We start from the raw sequence: 24605 nt of genomic DNA, 5'->3' as shown, positions 1-24605 counted from the left end.
TGATATATCGCGGAAAAAGTTCTTGTGAAGCTTTACAGCAAGCGCTGATGGCTTACGATGATCAGGCCCATTTATCTAGCCTGAGTGAGTGACCATGCCGCCTATTGCCGAGACCCCCGAACCCCCTTATTACGCCGTCGTGTTTACCTCGATACGCACGGAACTCGATGAAGGCTACGATGCGATGGCCGCAAGAATGGTTGAACTGGCCGCTCGGCAGCCGGGCTTTCTGGGCGTGGAATCGGCAAGAAACGATGTGGGAGTAACGGTTTCCTACTGGGCAGATCTGGCGTCCATCAAGGCGTGGAAAGCCCATGCCGAGCACCAACAGGCGCAGCGGCTGGGCCACCAGCAGTGGTATCAGCACTTCAAGACCCGGATTGCCAGGGTGGAGAGGGATTACGGGTTCTAGGGCGGGATTACAGGATCAGACCAGACAAGAACTGCAGCCCCAGTGCCAGCAGCAATACCGCCACGCCACCCACAAGGCTTGTGATCATCGCGTGGCGCTTCCAGAGAACGAGGACGCCAGGTCCAAAACGGTAAACAAGCCAGGCCAAGCCGAAGTAGCGCAAGCCGCGTGCTATCAGGGTGGCCAGGGCGAACAACAGAATCGGGTAGCCTGAAATGCCGGCGGTCATCATGGCTATCTGAAAAGGAATCGGCAAGAGACCGATGGCCATTATGGAAGCAAAACCGTATTGGTTAAAAAAGGTCTGGAAGGAGCGAAAGCTCTCCTGCAGGCCCATGACATCGACAAGCCACGTGCCTACCGTTTGAAACAGCAGCATGCCCACCCCATACCCGACCAGCGAGGCTACCAGGCAGCCGGCCGTGGTAGCGGCCGCCATGTGCCAGATCCTTGGCCGGTTGCTGGCCATCAGGGGGATCATCATCAGCTCAAGCGGAATGGGCAGGATAATGGTTTCTAGAAATGACAGAACGCCAAGTAGCCACAGCATATGCCTTGAACCATTGATGCGCTCAAGCCACGCCTTCATACGCGTTGGTGCAATGGCCATGAAAAGACTACATCGCCGGGTTGATGCGTCGATAAACCGCTGCCAATACGCTATAGGCGCCAAAGGCAAATAGCCCGATAGCGACAAAGGCGAGAAGCCATTGGCCATAGGCCTGGCTGCGCAGCGTACTGAATACTTCTTCGGTGCCGCCTGCCTCGCTGGGGCTTATCTGATACGCCGCAATGAGAAAGAAGCTGCCCACGATCACGAATACCAGGCCGCGAATGCTGAGGCCAAATCGGCACACCGGGTAGGCCCAGCGTTTGGTGTGTTCAGGCATATCGAAGTGCTTGTCGAACTTGGCCTTGAGGCCCTTGAGCCCGTGGGCGATGCCGGCTCCGATGATCGCAAGTCCGACAGCCCCTACGAGCCAGCGGCCAAACGGCTGCTGAAACAGCCAACTGACCATGCCCTCGGAGCCGCTGGACTCGCCGGAGGAGGCACCCAGGCGAAAGATGAGGCTGGCGGCATAGAAGGCCAGCAACGTATGGGTAATGGCGCTGACCATCAAACCCGTTCTGATGGCGATCCCCTTGGCGCCGGCGCCATGGTGGTCGGCATCCTTGAGCGCCTGAAGAGTGCGCCACAAGGCGTAACCCAGCAATCCCAGGGCAATGAGTCCCAATATGACCTTGCCAAAGGGAGCCGCCAGCACCCTTTCAAGCGCGCCGCGGCTGCCTTCGGTCTGGCCACCTTCGCCAAGCGCAGCAAGCGCTGCCAGGCCACCGATCAGCAGGTAAACCACCCCACGCGCGGCATAACCCATTCGAGCGAATAGGGTAATGGCGTCCCGGTGATCAGGCGCAGATGTACGATTGGCCACGGTGTCCTCCTGACTGAAATGGCTTTATGCAATATCCATATAAAGTGGTTATCTATACTGGGTGAGTCGCGTGATATTGTCTAGCCAGTGACGAGAGGCGTCGAATGTAATGGTTATTTAACCTGGTCACATATGTCGCGTTCGTGAATCAAATGACGGCAGGCAGTTAACTGCGCAAGATTCGGGTCGGCAGCGGGCGTGCAGGCGCGTAATCTGTAATGACTGGGAACTGTCAGGAGCATTCGATGGATGATTATGCGCGTATCGAGAAGGCCATGGCGTATATGGTGGAGCGGGCGGTGTTTCAGCCCGGCCTGGATGAGGTGGCGGCTCATGTTCACCTGAGTGCCTACCACTTTCAACGCCTGTTCTGCCGCTATGCGGGCATTTCGCCCAAACGCTTCTTGCAGGCGTTGACCCTGGAGCGTGCCAAGCGGTTATTGAAAGAGCCGCATGCCTTGCTCGATGTTGCTCATGCGCTTGGGCTCAGTGGTGGCTCGCGGCTTTACGATCATTTCGTTCAGTTGGAAGCGGTCACTCCTGGGGAGCACAAGCGTCAGGGGGAGGGCGTATATATCGAGTACGGCGTGCACCCAACGCCCTTGGGTAACGTGCTGGTAGCGACAACCCCGCGCGGCATTTGCCGGATGGGCTTTGTGGATGCTACCAGCGCCGATGAACTGCTGGCGCGACTTGCCAGAGAGTGGCCGCGAAGTACGCTCCATCATCGCCCTGAGGCGACGGCGTATGTGGTCGATGCGCTATTTGCCGCGCCGAAAGCTGAGCCCCATACCTTGGCGCTTCATGTGACCGGTACCAATTTCCAGGTGGCCGTTTGGCGAGCACTGCTCACCATTCCTGAAGGCCAGCTGGCAAGCTATACGCATATTGCTCAGGCGCTGGGCATGCCAAAATCGTCCCGCGCCGTAGGTAATGCGGTAGGCGCTAACCCCGTTGCGCTATGGATTCCCTGCCATCGCGTTATTCAACAAAGCGGTGCACTGGGAGGCTACCGCTGGGGGCTGCCCAAAAAGCAGATGGTACAAGCCTGGGAGGTTGCCCAGATGCAAACATCTGTGTCTGAACCTGAGCTGTTAACCACTCACTAGCTGAACACAAAGGCCTTCAATGAATATCACTGCCCTTCAAGCCGATATTACGACCCTCGATGTTGATGCCGTTGTCAACGCCGCCAATACCTCACTTCTGGGCGGCGGTGGGGTGGATGGGGCCATTCACCGGGCCGCTGGGCCTGAGCTGCTGAAGGCATGCCGAACGCTGGGCGGATGCCCGACCGGCGATGCGAAACTCACCGACGGTTTCAAGCTACCGGCGCGCTACGTGATCCATACCGTTGGCCCGGTATGGCACGGTGGAACACGCGGTGAAGCCGATCAGTTGGCATCGTGCTATCAGCGCTCCTTGGCACTGGCTGAATCCGCTGGGGCTCGCACGGTGGCGTTTCCCAGCATAAGCACGGGTGTATACCGTTATCCTGTTGAAGAAGCCGCACAGATTGCCGTCTCGACAGTAAGCCAGGCGCTCAAGCAGTGTACGGCTGTCAAGGCGGTTACGTTCTGCTGCTTTTCCGGCGCGGATCTGGCTGTTTATCAGAAGTACCTCGAGCAGCTGACAGCGTAGCGGTATAGGGCTGGCTCAGTGCCCGAACACTGACCAGCCGGTACGCTGGGCAAACATTTCCAGCGCCTGGGTGCCCAGCAGACTGTTGCCATACTCATCGAGCCCCGGCGACCAGACCGCGATGGCGCCCTGGCCTGGCGCAATGGCCAGAATGCCGCCCCCCACACCGCTTTTACCCGGCAAGCCGACCCGGAAGGCGAACTCGCCCGAGGCGTCATAGTGGCCGCACATCATCATCAGTGAGTTGATACGGCGTGCGCGCTGGGGAGAAACCACCCGAATATTGCTGGGCTGGTTGACGCCGTCAGAGGCCAGAAACAGCCCGGCGTGGGCGAGCTGTTCGCAGCTCATGGCGATGGCGCATTGGTGAAAATAGGTGCCCAGCACCTTGTCTACATCGTGACGCAGGCGGCCAAAGGCTTTCATGAAATGGGCAAGCGAAGCGTTGCGGTCACGGTGGGCCATTTCGGAAGCGGCGACCTTGTGGTCAAAGCAGATGCTTTCATCATCTGCAATATAGCGCACGAAATTGAGCAGCTCGGCGAGTGTCTCCTTGGGTTCGTGGCCCATCATGATCGCATCGACGACGGCAATGGCGCCTGCATTGATGAACGGGTTACGTGGCTTGCCGCCTTCATGCTCAAGCTGAACGATGGAGTTGAAGGGGTCGCCGGACGGTTCGCGGCCCACGTTGGCCCAGAGCGCATCGCCGAGCTTGCCAAGGGCAATGGTAAGCGTGAATACCTTTGAAATGCTCTGTATGGAGAAGGGGGTAGTGGCACAACCTGCGGAGTAGCGCTCGCCATTGACGGTAGCAAGAGAAATGGCAAACCGGCTGGGGTCGATGTGAGCAAGCTCAGGGATGTAGTCGGCCACCTTGCCACGCTCCTTTCTGGTCGCCATCGTTTCGGCGATTTCATCGAGTAGTTCTTGCATCGGGGGGCCGTTTTAGTGATGGGCAATAAAAGCGGTTACTTTAGCCGAAAAAGATACTGATGTCTTCCTGTGCATTTTCTAAAAAAATAAAAAACACTGGATATCGGCCAACGCGGATTGAACTTTAATAAATAAGACTGATTTTCTAATTTTTCGATTCCAGCATTCGTTTTTATTGATGTTGCGATAGTTAGTTTAGTAAAGATACAGGGGTTGTTTTTAATAATATATTTTATTTCAAAATCGATTTTTTAATATCTTTATGATTTTTATGGTTTTTATATTTAAATCGATCAGTTTTTAACCTTGTCTTTGTTTTATTGATGCCTCTTGATCGTAAATTCCAATTCTCGCGATTGGTTTTTTTAATCAAACTTTATGGCAATAATTTTTGGTCTTTTTTATAAAGTATTCGTTGCTGGTTGTTTAAAGTTATTGTTTAATGCGCTTGCATCTCCCCGATGTCCTACCTATTAGCGAGTGTGAATAAACATGACTGTTAACGTCTCTGTGACGGTGCCTTTTCATGGGTAACCGGCATCCCCTTGTCTTGGCCATAGGAATGGCGCTGGGCACTATCTCGATAGCTGGGTGTAGTTCTGGCGGCGGTGGCGGTGGTGGCACTGGTGAAAGTGATCCTGACCTGGGGGTGCATAATCCTGTGCCTGCCATGCAACCCGCCAATATTGCCCCCATGATGGTCGCCAGCAAAAAAGACAGCGTGGAGCTGCCTGTCGACATCCGTCTGGCGGTGGTCGATAGCGCATTCGATACTGACACGCTAACCAATAACCATCTGGTGATTGATACGCTGAACGTTCATACCAGTGGCACTGACGTAAGCGGTGGCAACGAATGGCACGGGAATACCGTGGCGTCGGTCATCACGGGCGGCACGTTGGGTAACGCGCGCCTTGACCTGATCAAGGTCGAGCAGGACGGCGTCAACCGCAGCAGTGCGATCAACTATGCCGTGGGTGAGGCCGCCGGACGGGGCGCCCGGGTCATCAACGCCAGCTTCTCCAAGCGCTACCTTGCCAGTGACCCGCGTCTTGCGTTCAATGGCGTAACGGCCCGGCAATCCTTCGATCAGGTGGTCAATGCCAATGGCGGCAGCGGTGCCGTTTACGTTGTCAGTGCGGGTAATGAAGGCACGGCCATGCAGACAGAGGGGCGGGCGATCTATGAAAGCTACCCTGAACTTTACAACATGATGCTGATTGCCGTGGGAACGACGCCCGATGGCAATGTTCATCCTTCAAGCTCCTACCCGGGTGATGATACCCGCCTGCAGGAGCGGGCGATTGCCACCGATTACGTGTACCGCGAGCTAAATGCTCAGGGCACGTCGTTTTCTGCTGCGCGTATCTCCGAGTATGCAGCGGGTATCCTGTCGCGCTGGCCGCACCTGAATGCCCAGCAGGCCAGCCAGCGGCTGCTGGATACGGCCAGCCAGGATAGCGCGCTGTTCGCTCAAAACGATTGTGGAATCTCGGCGACGGCCAACTGTGGTACCTACTACCTTGGCCAGGGTATTGCCGATATCAATGCGGCACTAGCACCTGAAGGTGAGCTCGTGGTGGCACAAAGCGAGCAGGTAGCCGCAGGCGGCGAACTGGCTGGGCGCTCCGATATACGCCTGTCGAGCGCTTATGGCAAATCGCTGAGCGAAGCCGGCGTGCTGGATAACGTGACCGCCTTCGATAGCCTGGGCCGCGACTACCAGGTCAACTTGAGCGAGCGCGCCCAGTCGCGTACGCGCCGGGCAACACAACTGCGTAGCCAGATGGAGCAGCTGACCCAATACTCGCCCGCTTCCCTGCAAACGGAATCGGTCAGCATGGGGCCTTATAGCTTCACGTCCAGTATCAATGGTGCCGGTGATCTGCTGAGCAGCCGCTTCGACGGCACGCTGGGCAGCGCGTCGTTGAGCGCCTTCAACTTCGCAGGCTCCCAGGCGAGTCCGATGAGTGCCTACGCAGAGTCGGGCATGATGCCGATGATCTCTTTTCAGAGCGGCTCTGCGCTTACCCAGTCGCTGGATAGCGTTAACGGGGTAAAGGCGAATTACGCACTCGGTGATACCTTGAGCTTCATCGCCACGCACTGGAGCGGCAACGAGCTCGAGACCGAAAGCGACTACCGCGCCAACCGTTCTGATGTCGGCTTCGAATGGCAGCTTTCACCGGCGCTGAGCATGACGACCCAGGTTGGCCGACTGCAGGAGCACAATGGCGTGATGGGCGCGAGTGGGTCGGGCGCCCTGGGCCTTGGCGAGCATAACGAAATGACGTTTGCAGGCGTCACCCTCAAGGCTGATCACGGCAATGGGGTAAGCTCATTTGCCGAGTTCGAGCAGGGCAAGGGCGATGCTGAAGGTAGCGGTTTGCTCACGCATCTACGCGATATCCGCGCGCAAAAGGTAGCCATGGGAGTGCAGTGGCAGGATGACAATGAACGGGCGGCATTTTCACTGCAGCAGCCGCTGCGTATCGAAAGCGGTATTGCCACTCTGGATGTGCCGGTAGGACGCACGCTCGAGGGCGGGGTTATCCGCGAAGAGCGCGAGGCTCAGCTCTCTCCCTCGGGTCGCCAGGTGGATATCGAGTTCGGTTATACATACTCGCCCAGCGCAAACACCCGCTGGCAGTTCAACCTGCTGCATACGCTGGAGCCTGACCATGATGCCAACGCGCCGTCCGATACGGCCGCAATGGTAAGCTATTCCGCCTTACTCTAGAAAACCACCCGCATCATTCATGAAAACCGGCAGAGATGCCGGTTTTTGTCGCCCCGACGTCACCCCTGCCTGATGGCGGGCGTCCTGGGCAGTCAGTTTGAGCGCGCAATGACATCTTGATAACCCTGGCTAATCAAGCAAGTGGCCATTTTGACAATTATTGAGATGGTTTCGCTTTCCTCGGTAATACTTGCGCTGAGTTAGGCGATATCTAGACTTGTTTTCACCAGCACTTTTCAGGGAGAGAATAAGTGGCCAAGGAAACCGTGACCGACTCACTGCCGACTGCCTCGTTTACCGAGACGGTTGCCTTCTTGTTCAAGGTGATGGCACCCAACATCGCCAAGGGCGTGATCATACGACGCCCTGCGGTTGTGCATCTGGCCGAGCAGTGGGCGCTGGATACACGCTCCATCAAGCAGGTTCAGGCGTTCAACAGCAAGTACGGTAAAGGCCCCTTGCTGTTCAACACGCCGTTCAAGCCCATGGCGCTCATTCTCGACCCTGACGACGCCCATCGCGTCATGGAGGAAACGCCGGAACCGTTTGCCACCGCCGAGTCGGCAAAACGGAGTGCGCTTTCGCACTTCGAACCCGACATGGCGCTGGTGTCGCATGGCAAGGCCCGCGAAGAGCGGCGGCGCTTGAACGAGGACGTACTGCAAAGTGGCTGCCCGGTGCATGGTTTCTCTCGCCATTTCATGCAGGTGATAGAGGAGGAGGTGGCCGCGTTGCTCGAGGTGGTCGAGCAACATAACCATAAACTGGACTGGCCGCTGTTCATTGATGCCTGGAACCGAATCGTGCGTCGTGTGGTGCTTGGTGATTCGGCCCGGGATGATCATGAGCTGACCCAGACGCTGATCCGCTTGCGCAGGGCAGCGAATTGGGGGTTCATGCATCCCAAGCGCAAGCGTGTGCGGCAGTCGTTCTACGAGCAGTTGGCCCACTATGTAGATCGGGCTGAACCCAATAGCCTAGCTGCGCTGGTGGCGGGCCATGATGCCGATAGCCAAGCAAGGCCGCTACAGCAGATGCCGCAGTGGCTGTTCGCCTTCGAACCGGCGGGGATGGCGACGTTTCGTGCGCTGGCGCTCATCTGCGCTCACCCGGAGCAGGCAAAGCGCGCCCAGGCAGAGGCAAATCAAGCGGCTACTCCAAAGCCCGACACTACCTTCCTGAAAGCCTGTGTACTGGAGGCGCTTCGGCTATGGCCTACAACGCCGCTTTTACTGCGTGAAACCACCGAGCGCACGCGCTGGACGCAAGGGGAAATGCCCCGCAATACCACGCTGCTGATCCATGCGCCCTATTTTCACCGGGATGATCGCCACCTCGAGATTGCCCATCGCTTCGCACCCGACACATGGCTAAGCCCTGGGTCGCTCGATGACTGGCCGCTGCTGCCCTTTAGTGGCGGTCCGGGTATCTGCCCGGGCAGACATCTGGTGTTGATGGTTACCAGTGCCGTGCTGGCGGCCTTGCTCAAGGAGCGCCATATTCGCCTGGACCCGCCTGACCGGCTGAGTGGTACACAGCCAATGCCCGCGCTATTGAGCAATTTCCATCTGTGCTTTCAGGTCACAAAGGCAAGCGGCCTGGCGGAGCAGGAAGCCACCAGCCGCTTGTAAGCACTTCGCCTGAGGGGACGCCCCGCCGCCCTGGGCCCTTGGACATGAGAATGCTGGCCGTTACGCGTTGCATCCTGATCATGCGCTCGCTAAAGTGCCGCCTTCTATCGCCCGATTGAACGCATGGAGCAGCGCATGGCCACCCTGATGATTCAAGGCACTACGTCCGATGCGGGGAAAAGCACGGTGGTAGCGGGGCTTTGCCGGGTATTGAAGCGCCGCGGATTCAACGTGGCGCCTTTCAAGCCGCAGAACATGGCGCTCAATAGCGCCGTCACCGTCGATGGCGGTGAAATTGGTCGCTCGACCGCCCTGCAGGCCCAGGCGGCGGGCGTGGCGCCCCACAGCGACATGAACCCGGTGCTGCTCAAGCCCGAAAGCGAGCGCGGCGCCCAGGTGATTCTGCGGGGCCGGGTCCATGGCCATATGGACGCGCTGGATTACCACGCTTTCAAGCGCACCGCAAAGCTGAGTGTGATGGCGGCCTGGCAGAGCTTGAACCAGCGCTTCGACGTCATCATTGCCGAAGGTGCGGGCAGTCCTGCCGAGATCAACCTGCGCAAGGGCGACATCGCCAACATGGGCTTTGCCGAAGCGGTGGACTGCCCGGTTCTGCTGGTGGGGGACATCGACCGCGGCGGCGTGTTCGCCCAGCTCGTGGGCACCCTTGAACTGCTGAGCGACAGCGAGCGCCTGCGTACCAAAGGCTTCATCATCAATCGTTTTCGCGGCGATATCGGGCTGCTTACCCCGGGGCTTTCATGGCTTGAAGACCGCACCGGCAAGCCAGTGCTGGGAACGCTGCCTTTCGTGTCCGGGCTTTTACTGGACGCCGAGGACGCCATTGCCGGCGTACACGCCGAAAAACAGCGCCAGACGCTCAACGTCATCGTACCGCGGCTGCCGCGCATCAGTAATCACACGGATTTCGATGCGCTGCGGCTACATCCGCAGGTATCGCTCAGCTTCGTTCATGAAGGCCAGCCGATTCCGCCGACGGATGTCATCATCCTGCCCGGCAGCAAGAGCACCCTGAGTGACCTGGCCTGGCTCAAACGCAACGGCTGGGTAGCGGCGATCGCTCGCCACCTGCGCTACGGTGGCCGCGTACTGGGCATCTGTGGCGGGTTTCAGATGCTGGGCGAGTGGGTGGATGACTCAAACGGGCTGGAAGGCCCGGCCAAGCGCGCCAGCGGCCTTGGGCTGCTGGCGCTGACCACGCGGATGATGGCAGGCAAGCAACTACGAAACGTTGCCGGTGTAATGATCGAAGAGGGGGTAAGGGTGACCGGCTACGAGATACACAATGGCGTAAGTGCGGGCCGGGCGCTTGAAACCCCCTTGTTCGATCTAGGAACGCACCAGGACGGAGCGGTAAGCGAGGATGGTCAGGTTCTGGGTACCTACCTGCACGGCGTGTTCGACAGCCCCGATACGTGCGCAGCACTCCTCAAGCGCCTGGGGTTGAGTGCGCCTGAGCCGGTGGATTACACGGCGCATCGCGAACGTGAACTCGACCGTCTGGCAGATACCCTCGAAGCGCATCTGGATATCGAGCGCGTTCTCGCCTTGCTGAGTGAGGCGCCTTGAGGTGGTGGCCTCAGGGCGCTTTGATCGAGCTTATTCCGGGCCGGTATCGCTGTCCGGTACCGTATCATCGGAATCCTTTGCATCGCTGGGCGCATCGGCATGGCGGCGGCTTGCCATCAGAGTGATTTCTACCTTGCTGGCTCCCTGGAGTCGGCTCGCCTCGGTACAGGTGCGTGCGGGAAAACGCCCCGGTTCGAAGAACTCGGCGTAGGCACTGTTCACCTTGTTCAGGTCATCCAGGTCCGTCAGATGGATATCCACGCGAACTACATCGCTTAAATCCAGCTCTTCCTGGCGCAGCATGCGTTCAAGCTCACGCATGATGCGATGGGTTTCCTTGCCTGCATCATGTGAGTGCGTGACGCTTTCATCGGTGATGTCGGCAATCGTCAGGCCTGAAATGAACACGTGATGCTCGTCTACCACCATGTGGCTGCCGGGAAAATCGGGCTTGGGCAGGGTGGGGTCGTTGATGAACGTGGGCATGGGCTCTCCTTGGCGGCCGTTGGCTTTGCTGTCATTGCCTGCGACAGGTAGAGAGCAATTGGGTTCAATTCGCGCGAGCCTCTGGCCCTTGGAACCTGAATGCTCTAGGCTTGCGGGCTTCAAGGGCCGCCGGGCGGCTCAGGATAAAGCGCAGCGAGAGAGCGTCATGAAGGTTGTTCAGATCAAGGAGGCGGGGCAGCGAGATGCCTGCCTGGCGCGTTTATGCGCAGAAGTGTACGGCCAAGCGGCAGGGTTGACGCCGCTTGTCGTCTTTACCGGCGTGCGCAACGTGCTGTTCAAGCAGGAGGTGGCACGCCTTCTGGCGGGGGTGGACAGCTCTGGCAAGCCGCTGGCACTGGTGCTGCTGGTGCTAGATGAAGCAGGCGAGGGCATGACGATCACCCACACCTGCGAGCTTGACTCAGATGGCGCCAGTCAGCGCCTGATAAGCGAGTTGACGCTGAAGGCGCCGCTGCGGGTAGACGTGGACAGTCCCGAGCAGCAGGCGTTCTACCAGGGCTGCGGTATCAAGCGCTGGTTCGAGGCGCAAGACGGTCAGCTGATCGGCTTGAGCGGGCGCCATCCGGCCGGTAGCCGCGATGAGCTGGCGGCAACGGTGGCGCTGGACGAAACGCTGATCCTGCGGCGCTTCAAGCACGATGCCAAGGCCTTCGAAGTCGCCAAGCAGGATTTCCTGAACGGCCTTCAGGCGTTCCCTTCCCGTATCAAGGCGTGAGCCTGGCCTGGGCAGGCTATTTTCTGGCCAGCTCGCGCATGGCGGTTTCAAGCCCCTCCAGGGTCATGGGATACATTCGATCATCGATGATCTCCTGAATCAGCTGGGTGGAGTAGGTATATGCCCAGGCTTGCGTGGGCGTGGGATTGAGCCATGCCAGGCGCGGGAAGGCCTGGCATAGCCGCCTGAGCCATGCACTGCCCGGCTCGTCGTTGAAATGCTCCACGCTGCCGCCGGGATGCGTCACTTCGTAGGGCGACATGGCCGCATCACCGACGATCACCACCTGATAGTCCGCACTATAGGTGTTCAACACGTCCAGGGTGGGGATGCGCTCATGGCCCCGGCGCAGGTTATTCTTCCAGACCCCTTCATACAGGCAGTTGTGAAAGTAGTAGTGCTCCAAGTGCTTGAACTCGGAGCGCGCCGCGGAGAACAGCTCTTCGCAAACGCGGATATGATCATCCATGGAACCGCCCACGTCCAGAAACAGCAGCACCTTGACGGCATTGTGCCGCTCGGCTCGCATCTGCACGTTGAGAAGGCCAGCGTCGCGAGCGGTTTCGCGGATGGTGGCGTCGACATCGAACTCCTGTAAAGCACCCTGGCGGGCAAACTTGCGCAGCCGCCGCAGCGCCATCTTGATGTTGCGCGTGCCGAGCTCGAGCGAGTCGTCGTAGTCGCGAAAGCGCCGCTCATCCCACACCTTGGTCGCGCGGCGGTGGCGCGAGCCGTCCTGGCCGATGCGGATGCCTTCCGGGTTGTAGCCGTAGGCGCCGAACGGGCTGGTGCCGCCGGTGCCGATCCACTTGTTGCCACCGGCATGGCGCTCCTTCTGCTCTTCCAGGCGCTTCTTGAACGTCTCGATCAGTGCCTCGAGCCCGCCCAGCGATTCGATCTTCGCTTTCTCCTCCTCGGAAAGCTGCTTCTCGAACTCGCGGCGTAGCCAGTCGTCGGGAATCAGTGCCTCGATGGCGGCGTCCATGTCTTCAAGACCTTCAAACCACGCCGAAAAGGCACGATCGAAACGGTCGAAATAGCGCTCATCCTTGACCAGTACCGTGCGTGCTATCTGATAGAAAGCTTCCATATCAGCAAACACCACGCCGCGCTCCACCACGTCATGAAGATCCAGCAGCTCACGCAGCGATACCGGAATCCCTGCGCGCTTCAAGGTTTCAAACAGGCCGATGAACATGATTTAACGTCCGGCGCCTTTCTGGCGACGCATCATGAAGGCCAGGCGTTCGAGCAGATGGGTATCCTGTTCGTTCTTGATCAGCGCGCCAGCCATGGGCGGCAGCGCCTTGGCCGGGTCCCGGTTGAATAGTGCCTCCTGGGCGAGCTCATCGGCCAGGAGCAGCTTGAGCCAGTCGACCAGCTCGGAGGTGGATGGCTTTTTCTTGAGCCCCGGCGCGTCGCGCAGCTCGAAGAACACGTTCAAAGCCTCACTGACCAGCCGGGGGGCGATATCCGGATAGTGCACATCGACAATTGCCTGAAGGGTCGCTCGGTCGGGGAAGTCGATGTAGTGAAAGAAGCAGCGGCGCAGGAAGGCGTCAGGCAGCTCCTTTTCGTTGTTTGAGGTAATGATGATGATGGGGCGCTTCTCGGCGCGGATGGTTTCGCCGGTTTCATAGACGTGAAACTCCATCCGGTCCAGTTCCTGGAGCAGGTCGTTGGGAAACTCGATATCCGCCTTGTCGATCTCGTCGATCAACAGCACGACGCGCTCGCCGGCGGTGAAGGCCTCCCACAGCTTGCCGGGCTTGATGTAGTTGGCAACGTCTTCGACCCCCTCGATGCCGAGCTGGGAATCGCGCAGGCGGCTGACCGCGTCGTACTCGTAAAGACCCTGGGCCGCCTTGGTGCTGGACTTGATGTGCCAGGTGATCAGCTGGGTATCGAGTGAGGCGGCCAGCTCTTCGGCCAGCAGGGTCTTGCCCGTGCCTGGTTCGCCCTTAATCAAGAGGGGGCGCTCGAGCATGACAGCGGCATTCACCGCCTGTTTGAGTGCATCGGTGGCTATATAGGAAGCGGTGGATTCAAATGCCATGAAAAGGGCCTCGGCTTGTCACGTCTTGAAATGGAGATTCAAACAAGTGTACGTGAGGCTGGCTGCCTGGGCCAAGCGACGCAGAAACCATCTGCCAGGCAGCGGGGTGCTTGATGAGGCAAAACAGCAAACAATGCGCCGCATTGGTGCGTTTTTACCCAAATTTACCTCACGCTGCCTATTGCGCTAACAATCAATATTTTTAAATTATTGTATTTAATATAAAAAATTTATTTTGGCATAGGAATCGCTATATAAATACCAAGCGGCAACTGAACAGAGTCGTTCATATCGAGATCGATCCGATAATGATCATTCTCCCTTCATTGCCATGTCGTCAGCCGAGTCTGGCCGACGATATATCGAGTGAGCTGGCGTGCTCCAACCTGGGCCTCCTTCGGGAGGTCTTTTTTTTGCTTAATAAAAGTTTATTCTTATACAACTATATGACAAAAAAACCGTGGAAAATTTGGAAACAGTGTTCGAATAGTATATATTGTATAAGTAAGCCGGATGCAACGGCATAACCCCTGGCAAATGAAAGGATGATTCTCATGAGCAAAATCAAATATATTTCTGCTGCTGTCATCTCCGCCAGCGTCCTGATGGCTAGCCAAGCGGCACTCGCCAGCCAGAATGAAGCCGGTGATATCTTTGTTCGCGGTGGTTTCGCCAAGACGGATACCGGTTCTGGAAACGGTAACGTAGCGGGCGATTCGCTCAATGTTCAAAATGAAAGCGGCTTTACCTTTGGCGCAGGGTACTTGTTTACCCCGAATGTCGGTCTCGAGCTCAACAGCTCCGAGAAGTTCGAGCATCGCTTGAATACCGGCGCAGCAGGTGATATCGGCACCATTGATCGCATGCCAGTCAACCTAATGGTCAACTACTACCCTCTGGGTGGCTTTGATTCTCGCGTTCAGCCCTATGTAGGCGCTGGCGTCAACTACACACGTTTCTCTGGTGAACCGAGCGACGTGAACGTCAAATCAAGCTACGGTGCCATTGGTCAGGTCGGTGTCGATCTGGCAGTTACCGACAATGTTTCGCTGAACAGCTTTGCAAGCTACGCGGATGTAAGCTCCGATATCCGCACCGGTGGCGACACCGTTGGCAAGGTGGACATGGATCCGCTGACGATCGGTGGCGGTGTCACTTTCCGCTTCTAACGACTCTGATCGATGTTAGTCATATCGAAACGCTCGGCATTCGCCGGGCGTTTTTGTGTATGCTCGATTTACCCACTCTCAAGCGATCCCAAACGGTAAAGGAGTAGCCACGTGTCGACATCTTTCGTTGATACCCATTGTCACTTCGATTTTCCTCCCTTCGTGGGGACCGAGACGCAAAGTCTGGCAAAGGCGGGCGAGGCCGGGGTCGAAAAGATCATCGCGGTGGGTGTAACTGCCGAGCGCTTCGACGGGGTGATGGCGCTGGCCGAGCGATATGAACCGGTCTACGCCGCGCTCGGCATTCACCCGATGGCGATCAATGATTTCGAAGAGGCGCATCTCGACCGACTCGAGGCGTGGCTCGAGCAAAAACCTGAAAAGCTGGTGGCGATCGGGGAGATCGGGCTGGATCTCTACATCGACGACCCGCAGTTCGAACGCCAGCAAGCGCTGCTCGATGCGCAGCTGCGCCTGGCGCGCACGTTCGAGCTGCCGGTGATCCTCCACTCCCGGCGCGCCCACGACAAGCTTGCCATGCACTTGAGACGAATCGAGCTGCCCAGAGCCGGGGTGGTACACGGCTTCGCCGGCAGCGAGCAGCAGGCGCGGGCGTTCATCGAGGCAGGGTATTACATCGGCGTAGGCGGCACGATCACCTACGAGCGGGCCACCAAGACCCGCCGGACGCTTTCGCGCCTGCCGCTCTCGGCGCTTCTGCTCGAAACCGACTCGCCGGACATGCCGGTGCAGGGGTTCCAGGGCGAGCCCAATCGCCCCGAGCGTATCCGCCACGCCTTCGAAAGCCTGTGCGAAATTCGCGACGAGCCGCCGGAGGAGATTGCCAGCACCATTCGCGACAATACCCGAAGGCTTTTTGGGCTCTGATCGATCAGAACCGACGTTGCCAGCGGCGCGCGTTCGAGCCGGCGAGCATCAGGGCGTCAGGTTCTCGAAGCCGGACTCGGTGACCACCACGTTGTCCTCGATGCGGATACCGCCGCAGTTGATCAGGGAATCCACCAGCGGCCAGTTGACGGCGCGGCTCTGCTCCTTGAGCGGGGCGAGCAGCATGGGAATGAAGTAGAGGCCGGGTTCGATGGTCACCACCATGCCGGGCTTGAGCGTGCGCGTCAGACGAAGCGCCGGGTGCTCCTTCGGGGCGGGCCGCGGTACGCCCTCTTCGGTCTTGAGCCCCGCCACGTCGTGGACCTGAAGCCCCAGCAAATGCCCCAGGCCGTGCGGGCAGAAGGCGCGGGTGACGCCGAGTTCGAGCGCGCTTTCGGCGCTGTCCTGGTAAAGGTCAAAGCTCACCAGAATGTCCGCCAGGCGCCGGTGCATCGTCTCGTGCAGCGCCGTAAACTCCACGCCGGGGCCGATACACTGCACCAGCTCGTTTTTCAACCCGTGAAGGGCGACCACCAGCGCGGCGAAAATTTCCGGCGCATCCGGGCCGACGTGGGTGCGGGTGATGTCGGCGCAGTAGCCGCGAAAGCGGTGGCCCGCATCCACCAGCAGGCTGTAGCGCTGCTTCGGCGGCGTCAGGTCGTAGTGCTGGTAGTGCAACACGCCGGCGTGGCCGTTCAAGCCGATGATGTTCTGGTAGGGCACCCTTGATTCGCGCTGGCGGCTGGCGCCGAGATACGCAAGCTGAATGTCGAGCTCGGCGCCGACGCCGATGAACGACGCCTTGGCCGCCTGGTGGCCCGCCTTGGCCAGCCGGTTGGCCTCGCGCAGACAGGCGAGTTCGTAGTCGCTCTTGGTCACGCGGAGCTCGTCAAGCGCGGTGATCAGCGCTTCGGGGGCGAGTGCGGCGCTGCCAAGCGTTTGGCGCTGCGTTTCACCAAGTCTTGAAAGATCGCCGATCACCGCGGCGTTTCTGGAAAGCGTCGGCGCGGTGGGCACCTGGCAGAGTGTGATGTCGAAGGCTTCGACCCAGGGCTCTTGGGGCAGGGTCGTGGTCAGGTGCCAGAAATCGCTGGGGGCGTAGAGCAAGAGCCGGGGTTTCTGGCCAGGCTCGATCACCACCCAGCTGTGCTCGGCGTCAGCAAGGCCCACCCAGTGCATGAAGTGGCCGTAGGCCTGAAACGCCGGGGCGTGGTCGTCGGCAAAGAAATTGTCGCTGTGGCCGCTGTAGATCGCCACGCTTTCAAGGCCAAGACGCTCGAGAACGTCGGTATAGGCGCGGTCGAGGCGCTTCAAGTGTGCAAGCTGCAGGGCAAAGAGTGTCTCTGACATGGGAAGGTCCTGTTAAACGTATTTTCAAGAACGCAGTGCGGGCAGCTCGTTCCAGAGCCTTTCTAGTTCGGCGTGATGTTTTTGAGAGCGGTAAAGGCGAAGCTCCATGGGCACGTCCCAGCGGCTGTCGCCGGCTCTAACCAGCGTGCCTTCGGCCAGTTCCGCTGAAACGCAGCGCTCGGGCAGCCAGCTCATGCCATAGCCCAGCAGCAAAAGCTCCTTGATGCCGGCGGCGTAGAGGTTCTCGCTTTGCGCAATCAAGTGCGTGCCTTGCGGAAGTCTGGCCAGGTGCGCCTTGATGGCCGAGCCCAGCAGGCCGCGCTTGGGGTAGGCAAGCCAGGGCGTGGGCTGCTGGCGTGTGCCAGGCAGTAGGGCGTGGGGCTCTCCCTGGGCACTTACCCCGGTTACGGGGATCAGTCGTTCATGACCGATTACCCGGTGGTGGCAGGCGCTGGTATCGATATCCAGGTCGCAGCGTCCCTCGGGCCAGTAGCAGATGGCCAGGTCGCACTCGGCGCGCGCCAGGGCCTGGAAGTAATCGTGAGCGATCCAGCCGGTGGCGCGCAAGTAAGGCTGTACCCGATTTTCCCAACCCGAGGAGGCCAGCCACTCGGGCAGGAAGTGGGCCAGCAGGCTTTGCGGTGCGGCGACCATGATACGCCGCTGCTGGCCGGCACTGATTTCACGCAACCGCTCGCGGGTCAGGCGCACCCGGTCGGTGACCTGCTCGCACAGGGTCAGAAACTCCTCGCCGGCCGGAGTCAATGAGAGTGGAAGCGTCTGGCGGTTGATCAACGTCACTCCCATCTCCTCTTCCAGCAGCTTGATGCGCCGGGAAAAGGTAGGCTGGGTAACGTGTTGATCCTCTGCCGCGCGTGAAAAGTGCCGGGTTCTGGCCAGGGCAATGAAGTCTTCTAGCCAGCGGATTTCCATGCCTTACCTCGCAGTGATGTGGCTTGCCTCGCACATGAAGTGCCGCGTTTCATAAGCGGCCTTCTTCAACAGCGTGGCACGCAACGCGAGTGCCGTCATTGTGCAATTGCAGCTGCGGGATCTCCTGACGGCAGCGCGCATTGGCATAGGGGCAACGGCCATGGAACACGCAGCCGCTGGGCAGATGCACCGGGGTCGGTACTTCGCCTTCCAGGCGAATATGCTGCGGGCGGTCATCTTCCAGACGGGGGATGGAAGAGAGCAGCGCCTGGGTATAGGGGTGGCGCGGTTTGGCAAACAGGGTGGCAGTGGTGGCTATTTCGCATACCGTGCCCAGATACATGACGGCAACTCGCGTGCCGAAATGTTCCACGACGGCTAAATCGTGGGTAATGAACAGGTAAGTGAGATGACGCTCGTGTTGTGCCTCCATGAGCAGATTGAGCACCTGCGCCTGGATAGATACATCGAGCGCCGAGATGGGCTCATCGGCCACGATGAACTCCGGGTCCACGGCAAGGGCCCTGGCAATGGCGATGCGCTGGCGCTGGCCGCCGGAAAACTCATGGCCAAAGCGCTTGCCCCAGTCCGGGTCGATACCTACCGAACGCATCACTTCTTCGACCTTGTCGGCGATCTGCTGGCGGTTCCACTTGGGGTGATGCAGGCGCAGCGGCTCTTCCAGGGTCTGCTGAATGGTCATGCGCGGGTTCAATGACGCGTAGGGGTTCTGGAAGATCATCTGCATGCGCTTGCGATAGGGCAGCAGCTGGCGTGAGTTCAAGTTGTCGATCCGCTGGCCGTCGTAGTGGATCTCGCCTTCGGAGGGGCTCAATAGCCCCATGACCGTGCGTGCCACGGTGGACTTGCCGCAGCCGGATTCGCCCACCACGCACAGCGCTTCGCCGCGGCTGATATCCAGGTTCACGCCGTTGATGGCATGCACGTGCTCCTGGTGGCGCACCAGCTTGCCGCCCTTGAAGCGCAGCTGCTCGAGGAAGTCGCCGGAGAGCGAGAAGCGCTTTTTCAAGCCGCGGATCTGCAGCAGCGGGGCGGCGGTTTCGATGTTGTCAGCGGGAATATGGTTCACGGCTGCCGCACTTGCCTGGGTACTCATTGGCCTTCCTCCTTCAGGCGACGATCTTCCAGCAGCTCCGCCACCATGTGGCAGGCTACCTGACAATTGCCGGTCTGGACGAAACCGGGCACCTGCTCGACGCAGGCCGGGCGCGTCTGTCCATCGGCACGCTTGATGAAGTCACAGCGCGGATGGAAGGCGCAGCCGCTTGGCAGGTTGGAAAGCGATGGCATACTGCCGCGAATCTGGTTGAGCTTCTCGCCCGGTGTGGCCATCTGGGGCAGGGCGTTGATCAGCCCTTGGGTGTAAGGGTGCTGCGGGTCGTTGATGATCTCCCGCGTGGGGCCTTGCTCGATTACCCGGCCGGCGTACATGACCAGCATGCGCTGGGTCACCTGGCTTACCACGCCAAGGTCGTGGGTAATCAGGATCAAACCGACGTTGTGCTGCTCACACAGGTCCAGCAGCAGCGCCATGATTTCCGCCTGGATGGTGACATCCAGTGCGGTGGTCGGCTCATCGGCGATGATGATATCCGGGTCGAGGAGCAGGGCGATGGCGATGATGATGCGCTGGCGCATCCCGCCGGACAGCTCGTGGGGGTACTGGTCCAGCCGCTTTTCCGGCGAGGGAATCTGTACCTGGCGCAGCTTGTCCAGAGCAATGGCGCGCGCCTCCCGCGAGGAAATGCGCCGATGGGCTTTCAAACACTCGACCATCTGCTCACCGATGGAGAGCACCGGATTCAGGGTCATCATCGGATCTTGAAAGATCATCGAAATGCGGTTGCCGCGAATCTTGCGCAGACCGCGCTCCGACATGGTGTTCAGCGTCTGCCCTTCAAAACGGATGCTGCCGCCGGCAATGAAGCCGGGCTTGGAAATCAGGTTCAAAAGCGAGAAGGCCGCAACGGATTTACCCGCACCGGACTCGCCAACGATCCCCAGGCGCTCGCCACGCTCTAGCGTAAAACTGACATCACGTATCGCCTTGACCTCACCCTGGCGCAGGGCAAAGCGTACATCCAACTGGGAAACTTCGAGTAATGCCATGATGTCCTCAGCCTTTGTAGAGTCGTGGGTTCATGACATCGCGCAGCCAGTCGCCCAGTAGATTGATTGAGAGCACCAGCACCACCAGTACCGCACCGGGGATCAGCGTGATCCACCAGGAGCCTGACTGAATGTAGTCAAACCCTGCCTTGATCAACGAGCCCAGTGACGGATGGGTTTCCGGCATACCCAGACCCAGAAATGAAAGCGCCGCCTCGGAGATGATCGCGTTGGCAATCTGCACCGTGGAGATGACGAAAATGGGAGAAAGCGTGTTGGGCAGCACATGGCGGAACATGATGCGCTTGCTGCGCAGGCCCATGACCCGCGCGGCGTCCACGTACTCCTTGCCCCTTTCGGCAAGTACCGAGGCGCGCACGGTACGCGCATACTGCGGCCACTCGGCCAGGCCGATGATCAGCACCAGCATCAGTACGGCGTACTGGCTGTAGAACGCCCCGCCAAGGGTTGCCTTGACCACGGCACCGACGACGATGGCGACCATCAGCGTCGAGAAGGAAAGCTGAATATCCGCCAGGCGCATCAGGAAGGCATCCACGCGCCCGCCGAGATAACCCGCCAGCAAGCCAAAGGTCACGCCGAGCAGCGCCTGAAGGATGACGGCGCCGAAGCCGATCAGCAGCGACACCCGTGTGCCGTAGAGAATGATCGACCACAGATCGCGCCCCTGGGCATCGGTACCCAGTGTGTACTGCTCATCGGCGCCATCAATCCAGAAAGGCGGCAGTTCCGATGCCATGATATCAATCTGGCGAAGATCGTACGGGTCGGTCGGGGCCAGCAAGGGCGCCGAGAATGCGGCCACTACCAGGCAGAGAAAAACGGCCAGACAGAGTTGTGCGGTACGGTCGCGCTTGAAGCTGTACCACACGAAGGAGTCGCGAAAGCGATCCAGGCGGCTGGGTGCCTTGTTCGTTGTCATCGTCATGCGGGCTTACCAGTCAGTTTTACAGTGGGATTCACGAAGCCGTAGACCAGATCCACGATGGTATTGGTCACCACGAAAATGACGCCGACAATCATCAGGTAGGCCACGATCAACGGGATATCAGCGCGGTTGATCGCATCCAGGAACATCAGGCCCATGCCCGGCCACTGGAACACGGTTTCGGTCAGGATGGTGTAGGCCACCATGGTGCCGATCTGCACACCACCCACGGTAATGACCGGCAGCATGGTGTTCTTCAGCGCATGCACGAAGTAGACGCGACGCATGGAGATCCCCTTGGCGCGGGCGTACTTGACGTACTCTGACTGCAGGACTTCCATCATTTCCGCGCGAATCAGGCGGATGAATAGTGGCAGCATGATCGAGGCAAGTGAAATGGCCGGCAGGACCAGATGCTTGAGCCCGTCCCAGGAAGCCATGTTGGTGTCCCAGTGGCCGACGACATGGACCAGGTCATAGCCACGCCCAAACGACGGCATGCTGCCCTGGGTCGAAAGCAGGCCGTTGAGCCAGGCGCCCCAGCCGGTACTTTCCGGAAAAAGGGTGACGGTAATGCCGATGGAGAATATCTGGATAAGCACAATGGCGGTCAGAAATACCGGAATGGAAATGCCGATGATCGACGCGCCCATGAAAAAGCGTGAGAGAACCGCGCGGGGCTTGATCGCACTGTAGACGCCAATGGGTACCGACAGCAGCACGATGATCAGCGTGGCAGCGAACACCAGCTCGAGCGTGGCTGGCAAGTGGCGGGCAATCACGCCGAGCGCGGGTTCGCGATAGAAGTACGAGTACCCGAAATCGCCCTGGACCGCGTTCTTGGCAAAGCGACCATACTGCACCAGAAAGGAGTCGTTCAATCCCAGGCGTTCACGAAGCGCTTCGCGCTCACTTTCCGGGACCGACTGGCCCACCATCTGTTGTATCGGGTCACCCAGGTTGTCCTGAATGGCGAAGGCCAGCACGCTGATGACGAACATCACCAATACCGCGTGCATCAGCCGCTTGATTAAAAAGGCAATCATGGCGTACGCCACCTATGTAATAGTGTTTAACAAAGGGTCTATCGGTAAGTTCTTTACACGCGTTACCGCTGTTTTGGACATGACAAGTGCTTCGCTCTCCAGTGGCCTGGAGAGCGAAGCATCCTTGCTTTAGCGCTTAAAGGGGCGTTCAGCAGACTTAGCGGCTGATCACGAGATCACCCAGGTAGGGGAAGTCGATCGCATTGACCACCGGCTCGATATCAACGCCGTTAGCCGCGGCGTAGGCCAGGTTCTGCCAGTGCAGCATGACAAAACCCACATCTTCATAGAGCATGGCTTCAGCTTCGCGCAGCATCTCGTTACGCCGCTCGAGATCTGTCACGCTATCGGCTTCGGTCACCAGCGCATCGATCTCTTCGTTGCAGTAGTTGCCGTAGTTGTATTGACCGGCACCGGTTTCGTCATCGATACAAAACGACAGGTACTGGAAGAAATTGGCGCTATCTTCGGTATCCGAATGCCAGCCGAGCATGGCGATATCCGACTGACGGGTATCATACTCCGGCCAGTACTGGGCCAGTGGCATGGTGCGCAGGTTCACCCGGATGTTGATGCGCGACAGCATGTTGGCAACGGCCTGGGCGATCTGCGCATCGTTAACGTAGCGGTTGTTGGGCGCGATCATGTCGACCGTGAAGCCATCTTCATAGCCCGCTTCCGCCATCAGCTCCTGGGCCCGCTCGAGGTCGTAGCGTGGCACCAGGTCCGGGTTGTGGCCGGAGTAGCCTTCCGGTGAGAACTGGCCAGCCGGCGTAGCAAAGCCACGCATCAAACGATCGGCAATGCCTTGCTGGTTGATGGCAAGGTCAACGGCCTGACGCACGCGGACGTCCTGGAACGCTTCGACTTTCTCTTCGTTCAACTGGAAGCCGATAATGCGGGTACCGGGCACTTCGATCAGCTCGACATCACCGGATTCGCGAATACGCTCCAGGTCGTTGGGCGGTACGGCATCGATGAAATCGACGCCGCCGGACAGCAGGGCCGCCACGCGTGACGCATTTTCAGAGATCGGGGTCAGCACGATGCTGGAAACGTTGCCTTCGGTTTCGGTGTCCCAGTAATCTTCAAAGCGCTCGAAATCGACCCGCACGCCCTGGCGGCGGTCGGTCAGGCGGAAAGGGCCGGTGCCGGAAACATTGCGCGAGGCAAAGGAGTTGCCGGCCTTGACGATTTCTGCCTTGTCATTGCCGCTGTCGGTCTCGCCGGTATAGAACTCGCTGTCCATCGGGAAGATGTAGGTGGCCAGGTTCAGCATCAGCGGATAGGGCTCGGTAGTGGTGATTTCTACCGTGTAGTCGTCGATGGCTTCGGCACTGGCAATCGGCTCGAAGATGGCTTTGTAATCGGGGCTCTCCTGCAGACGCTCGATGGTCCACACGACATCCTTGGCGGTGAACGGGTTACCGGAATGGAAGGTAACGCCTTCGCGCAGCGTCATGCGGATATGGGTATCGTCGGTCTGTTCCCACTCGGTGGCCAGGCGCGGTTCGAAATCGAAATCCTTTGTCCAGCGAACCAGCGGATCAAAGGCCAGGTGGGAGAAGCGCAGCATGCCGCCAGAAAGCTGCTCATGGATATCCAGGGTTTCCGGGTCGGCGGAGTAGCCGATACGCAGGGTTTCGGCACTTGCCGTCAGCGGCAGCAAGGCGCCGCCCGCGATGGTTGCCCCAATGAGTGAAGCCAGTAGGGTTTTCTTGAGCGTCATGATCGTTCCCGTTTTATTGATGGTCTTATTGTTCGCTTTACCGTCTGAAATCCCGCAGTTAGCCAGTAAAGCAGACACGGTCAGCTTGCAAGCTATATGACTAACATAGAGAGATGGCCTGGCGTCGCACAATCGAAATAATGACAGGCTTTATTCATCTCCTGAATGACCGGACATTGTTGGCGCAATGCCGACTACTGGCATTGGCCGAAAGTCGTACGCTGAAAGTAAACGATCGTTTGCCGGGAAGCATGAATCAAGGCCGACGATGACGCTGTCGAGCGGATCGCGTGTCAGGCGCCAAACTGCTGATGCAGCCAGCGGTTGATATCGTCGGACTCGTACATCCACTCTTCACGACCATCTTCGTGGTGAATGTAGAGGCACGGCACCTTGGGCTGGCCGCCGCCTGCCACCAGCGCCTGCTTGTGCGCCGGGTTGTGCTGGGTGTCACGCAGTTCGATATTCAGTCCAAGGCGTGCGATCTCCTTGCGCACCTTGATGCAGAACGGGCAGGTCTTGAACTGATAAAGCGCTAGGCGCTGGCAGGCCTCGTCGACGCGCGCCTGCTCGGCAGGCGAGCGCTCGATGGCGCTTGGGGTGGTGAGCTTTTCCGAAATGATCATCACCGGTGCCAGCACCAGACGAACACCCCGGAAGAAATAGCGAATCAATACGCGCATGGTTGGCTCCTCGCTGACGCCAGTGCGCTCAGCGGTTGTTGAAAGGTCAGTATTGAATACCGGTCGT

At 59.0% G+C, this 24605-nt stretch carries 23 protein-coding genes; 9 read left to right on the top strand and 14 right to left on the bottom strand.

Annotation, left to right across the window (positions count from 1 at the left end; genetic code table 11):
* Nucleotides 1-94 precede the first annotated feature (94 nt).
* Nucleotides 95-412, top strand: a complete 318-nt coding sequence (locus HW452_RS12590) for an antibiotic biosynthesis monooxygenase family protein (protein ID WP_224106459.1) — start codon at nucleotides 95-97, stop codon at nucleotides 410-412.
* Nucleotides 413-419: 7 nt separating this feature from the next.
* Here the strand turns inward: HW452_RS12590 and HW452_RS12585 are convergent, their stop codons facing one another.
* A complete protein-coding gene (locus tag HW452_RS12585) occupies nucleotides 420-1022 on the bottom strand; it encodes a YqaA family protein (RefSeq protein ID WP_224106458.1) in 603 nt (200 codons plus the stop codon).
* Between the two features lie 7 nt (nucleotides 1023-1029).
* Complete coding sequence (locus tag HW452_RS12580; RefSeq protein ID WP_224106457.1) at nucleotides 1030-1845, bottom strand: DUF1206 domain-containing protein; 816 nt, start codon at nucleotides 1843-1845, stop codon at nucleotides 1030-1032.
* 245 nt (nucleotides 1846-2090) lie between these two features.
* Between HW452_RS12580 and HW452_RS12575 the strand changes: the two genes are divergently transcribed.
* Nucleotides 2091-2954 carry a bifunctional transcriptional activator/DNA repair enzyme AdaA gene (locus HW452_RS12575; protein ID WP_224106456.1) on the top strand — a complete coding sequence of 288 codons (864 nt, stop codon included), beginning with the start codon at nucleotides 2091-2093 and terminating at the stop codon, nucleotides 2952-2954.
* Nucleotides 2955-2973: 19 nt separating this feature from the next.
* Nucleotides 2974-3486, top strand: coding sequence for an O-acetyl-ADP-ribose deacetylase (locus tag HW452_RS12570; RefSeq protein ID WP_224106455.1), 513 nt, complete (start codon nucleotides 2974-2976; stop codon nucleotides 3484-3486).
* A 15-nt stretch (nucleotides 3487-3501) separates the two neighbouring features.
* Here HW452_RS12570 and HW452_RS12565 read toward each other — a convergent pair whose 3' ends face one another.
* A complete protein-coding gene (locus HW452_RS12565; protein WP_224106454.1) occupies nucleotides 3502-4422 on the bottom strand; it encodes a glutaminase in 921 nt (306 codons plus the stop codon).
* Nucleotides 4423-5092: 670 nt separating this feature from the next.
* Here HW452_RS12565 and HW452_RS12560 point away from each other — a divergent pair.
* The 3 genes from HW452_RS12560 (at nucleotide 5093) to HW452_RS12550 (ending at nucleotide 10383) form a co-directional block, all read left to right on the top strand.
* Nucleotides 5093-7162 carry a S8 family serine peptidase gene (locus tag HW452_RS12560; RefSeq protein ID WP_224106453.1) on the top strand — a complete coding sequence of 690 codons (2070 nt, stop codon included), beginning with the start codon at nucleotides 5093-5095 and terminating at the stop codon, nucleotides 7160-7162.
* A gap of 251 nt (nucleotides 7163-7413) precedes the next feature.
* Nucleotides 7414-8793 carry a cytochrome P450 gene (locus HW452_RS12555; protein WP_224106452.1) on the top strand — a complete coding sequence of 460 codons (1380 nt, stop codon included), beginning with the start codon at nucleotides 7414-7416 and terminating at the stop codon, nucleotides 8791-8793.
* A gap of 135 nt (nucleotides 8794-8928) precedes the next feature.
* Complete coding sequence (locus HW452_RS12550; RefSeq protein WP_224106451.1) at nucleotides 8929-10383, top strand: cobyric acid synthase; 1455 nt, start codon at nucleotides 8929-8931, stop codon at nucleotides 10381-10383.
* 30 nt (nucleotides 10384-10413) lie between these two features.
* Here the strand turns inward: HW452_RS12550 and HW452_RS12545 are convergent, their stop codons facing one another.
* Complete coding sequence (locus HW452_RS12545; RefSeq protein ID WP_224106450.1) at nucleotides 10414-10869, bottom strand: RidA family protein; 456 nt, start codon at nucleotides 10867-10869, stop codon at nucleotides 10414-10416.
* 166 nt (nucleotides 10870-11035) lie between these two features.
* Here HW452_RS12545 and HW452_RS12540 point away from each other — a divergent pair, with 166 nt between their 5' ends.
* A complete protein-coding gene (locus HW452_RS12540) occupies nucleotides 11036-11605 on the top strand; it encodes a hypothetical protein (protein WP_224106449.1) in 570 nt (189 codons plus the stop codon).
* Between the two features lie 16 nt (nucleotides 11606-11621).
* Here HW452_RS12540 and HW452_RS12535 read toward each other — a convergent pair whose 3' ends face one another.
* Together HW452_RS12535 and HW452_RS12530 are read right to left on the bottom strand one after the other, a co-directional pair.
* Nucleotides 11622-12803: a vWA domain-containing protein gene (locus HW452_RS12535; protein ID WP_224106448.1), complete on the bottom strand. Its 1182-nt coding sequence runs from the start codon at nucleotides 12801-12803 to the stop codon at nucleotides 11622-11624.
* Between the two features lie 3 nt (nucleotides 12804-12806).
* Nucleotides 12807-13661: an AAA family ATPase gene (locus HW452_RS12530; protein ID WP_224106447.1), complete on the bottom strand. Its 855-nt coding sequence runs from the start codon at nucleotides 13659-13661 to the stop codon at nucleotides 12807-12809.
* A 554-nt stretch (nucleotides 13662-14215) separates the two neighbouring features.
* Between HW452_RS12530 and HW452_RS12525 the strand changes: the two genes are divergently transcribed.
* A complete protein-coding gene (locus HW452_RS12525; protein ID WP_224106446.1) occupies nucleotides 14216-14830 on the top strand; it encodes an OmpW/AlkL family protein in 615 nt (204 codons plus the stop codon).
* A 111-nt stretch (nucleotides 14831-14941) separates the two neighbouring features.
* On the top strand, nucleotides 14942-15718 hold the full coding sequence (locus HW452_RS12520) for a TatD family hydrolase (RefSeq protein WP_224106445.1): 777 nt from the start codon (nucleotides 14942-14944) through the stop codon (nucleotides 15716-15718).
* 48 nt (nucleotides 15719-15766) lie between these two features.
* On the opposite strand, the gene pepQ is transcribed toward HW452_RS12520, so the two are convergent.
* The 8 genes from pepQ to HW452_RS12480 all read right to left on the bottom strand — a co-directional run bounded on the left by pepQ (nucleotide 15767) and on the right by HW452_RS12480 (nucleotide 24538).
* A complete protein-coding gene (gene pepQ / locus HW452_RS12515) occupies nucleotides 15767-17068 on the bottom strand; it encodes a Xaa-Pro dipeptidase (protein ID WP_224106444.1) in 1302 nt (433 codons plus the stop codon).
* Nucleotides 17069-17092: 24 nt separating this feature from the next.
* Nucleotides 17093-18001, bottom strand: coding sequence for a LysR family transcriptional regulator (locus HW452_RS12510; RefSeq protein ID WP_224106443.1), 909 nt, complete (start codon nucleotides 17999-18001; stop codon nucleotides 17093-17095).
* Nucleotides 18002-18050: 49 nt separating this feature from the next.
* Entirely contained in the window at nucleotides 18051-19118 is a 1068-nt protein-coding gene (locus HW452_RS12505) for an ABC transporter ATP-binding protein (RefSeq protein ID WP_224106442.1), read from the bottom strand.
* Nucleotides 19115-20131, bottom strand: coding sequence for an ABC transporter ATP-binding protein (locus HW452_RS12500; RefSeq protein ID WP_224106441.1), 1017 nt, complete (start codon nucleotides 20129-20131; stop codon nucleotides 19115-19117). Before HW452_RS12500 ends, HW452_RS12505 begins: the two co-directional genes overlap by 4 nt.
* A 7-nt stretch (nucleotides 20132-20138) precedes the next feature.
* On the bottom strand, nucleotides 20139-21080 hold the full coding sequence (locus tag HW452_RS12495) for an ABC transporter permease (protein ID WP_224106440.1): 942 nt from the start codon (nucleotides 21078-21080) through the stop codon (nucleotides 20139-20141).
* Nucleotides 21077-22126, bottom strand: coding sequence for an ABC transporter permease (locus tag HW452_RS12490; protein ID WP_224106439.1), 1050 nt, complete (start codon nucleotides 22124-22126; stop codon nucleotides 21077-21079). The genes HW452_RS12495 and HW452_RS12490 overlap by 4 nt, the downstream gene beginning before the upstream one ends.
* A gap of 157 nt (nucleotides 22127-22283) precedes the next feature.
* A complete protein-coding gene (locus tag HW452_RS12485) occupies nucleotides 22284-23855 on the bottom strand; it encodes an ABC transporter substrate-binding protein (RefSeq protein ID WP_224106438.1) in 1572 nt (523 codons plus the stop codon).
* Nucleotides 23856-24148: 293 nt separating this feature from the next.
* Nucleotides 24149-24538, bottom strand: coding sequence for a glutaredoxin family protein (locus HW452_RS12480; protein WP_224106437.1), 390 nt, complete (start codon nucleotides 24536-24538; stop codon nucleotides 24149-24151).
* Nucleotides 24539-24605: the final 67 nt, after the last annotated feature.

It is taken from the genome of Vreelandella aquamarina (assembly GCF_020075495.1).
In the GTDB taxonomy this organism is placed as follows: domain Bacteria; phylum Pseudomonadota; class Gammaproteobacteria; order Pseudomonadales; family Halomonadaceae; genus Vreelandella; species Vreelandella aquamarina_A.
The sequence above is the reverse complement of the archived record's forward strand: the minus strand, read 5'-3'. Positions and strand labels throughout refer to the sequence as shown.

Bases quoted from the DNA above. Each gene is read 5' to 3' on its own strand.
- HW452_RS12535 (WP_224106448.1), bottom strand. From the start codon at position 12,803: ATGTTCATCGGCCTGTTTGAAACCTTGAAGCGCGCAGGGATTCCGGTA.
- HW452_RS12590 (WP_224106459.1), top strand. From the start codon at position 95: ATGCCGCCTATTGCCGAGACCCCCGAACCCCCTTATTACGCCGTCGTG.
- HW452_RS12530 (WP_224106447.1), bottom strand. From the start codon at position 13,661: ATGGCATTTGAATCCACCGCTTCCTATATAGCCACCGATGCACTCAAA.
- HW452_RS12540 (WP_224106449.1), top strand. From the start codon at position 11,036: ATGAAGGTTGTTCAGATCAAGGAGGCGGGGCAGCGAGATGCCTGCCTG.
- HW452_RS12500 (WP_224106441.1), bottom strand. From the start codon at position 20,131: ATGGCATTACTCGAAGTTTCCCAGTTGGATGTACGCTTTGCCCTGCGC.
- HW452_RS12545 (WP_224106450.1), bottom strand. From the start codon at position 10,869: ATGCCCACGTTCATCAACGACCCCACCCTGCCCAAGCCCGATTTTCCC.
- HW452_RS12485 (WP_224106438.1), bottom strand. From the start codon at position 23,855: ATGACGCTCAAGAAAACCCTACTGGCTTCACTCATTGGGGCAACCATC.
- HW452_RS12565 (WP_224106454.1), bottom strand. From the start codon at position 4,422: ATGCAAGAACTACTCGATGAAATCGCCGAAACGATGGCGACCAGAAAG.
- HW452_RS12585 (WP_224106458.1), bottom strand. From the start codon at position 1,022: ATGGCCATTGCACCAACGCGTATGAAGGCGTGGCTTGAGCGCATCAAT.
- HW452_RS12490 (WP_224106439.1), bottom strand. From the start codon at position 22,126: ATGATTGCCTTTTTAATCAAGCGGCTGATGCACGCGGTATTGGTGATG.
- HW452_RS12575 (WP_224106456.1), top strand. From the start codon at position 2,091: ATGGATGATTATGCGCGTATCGAGAAGGCCATGGCGTATATGGTGGAG.
- pepQ (WP_224106444.1), bottom strand. From the start codon at position 17,068: ATGTCAGAGACACTCTTTGCCCTGCAGCTTGCACACTTGAAGCGCCTC.
- HW452_RS12560 (WP_224106453.1), top strand. From the start codon at position 5,093: ATGCAACCCGCCAATATTGCCCCCATGATGGTCGCCAGCAAAAAAGAC.
- HW452_RS12495 (WP_224106440.1), bottom strand. From the start codon at position 21,080: ATGACGATGACAACGAACAAGGCACCCAGCCGCCTGGATCGCTTTCGC.
- HW452_RS12550 (WP_224106451.1), top strand. From the start codon at position 8,929: ATGGCCACCCTGATGATTCAAGGCACTACGTCCGATGCGGGGAAAAGC.
- HW452_RS12570 (WP_224106455.1), top strand. From the start codon at position 2,974: ATGAATATCACTGCCCTTCAAGCCGATATTACGACCCTCGATGTTGAT.
- HW452_RS12510 (WP_224106443.1), bottom strand. From the start codon at position 18,001: ATGGAAATCCGCTGGCTAGAAGACTTCATTGCCCTGGCCAGAACCCGG.
- HW452_RS12525 (WP_224106446.1), top strand. From the start codon at position 14,216: ATGAGCAAAATCAAATATATTTCTGCTGCTGTCATCTCCGCCAGCGTC.
- HW452_RS12480 (WP_224106437.1), bottom strand. From the start codon at position 24,538: ATGCGCGTATTGATTCGCTATTTCTTCCGGGGTGTTCGTCTGGTGCTG.
- HW452_RS12505 (WP_224106442.1), bottom strand. From the start codon at position 19,118: ATGAGTACCCAGGCAAGTGCGGCAGCCGTGAACCATATTCCCGCTGAC.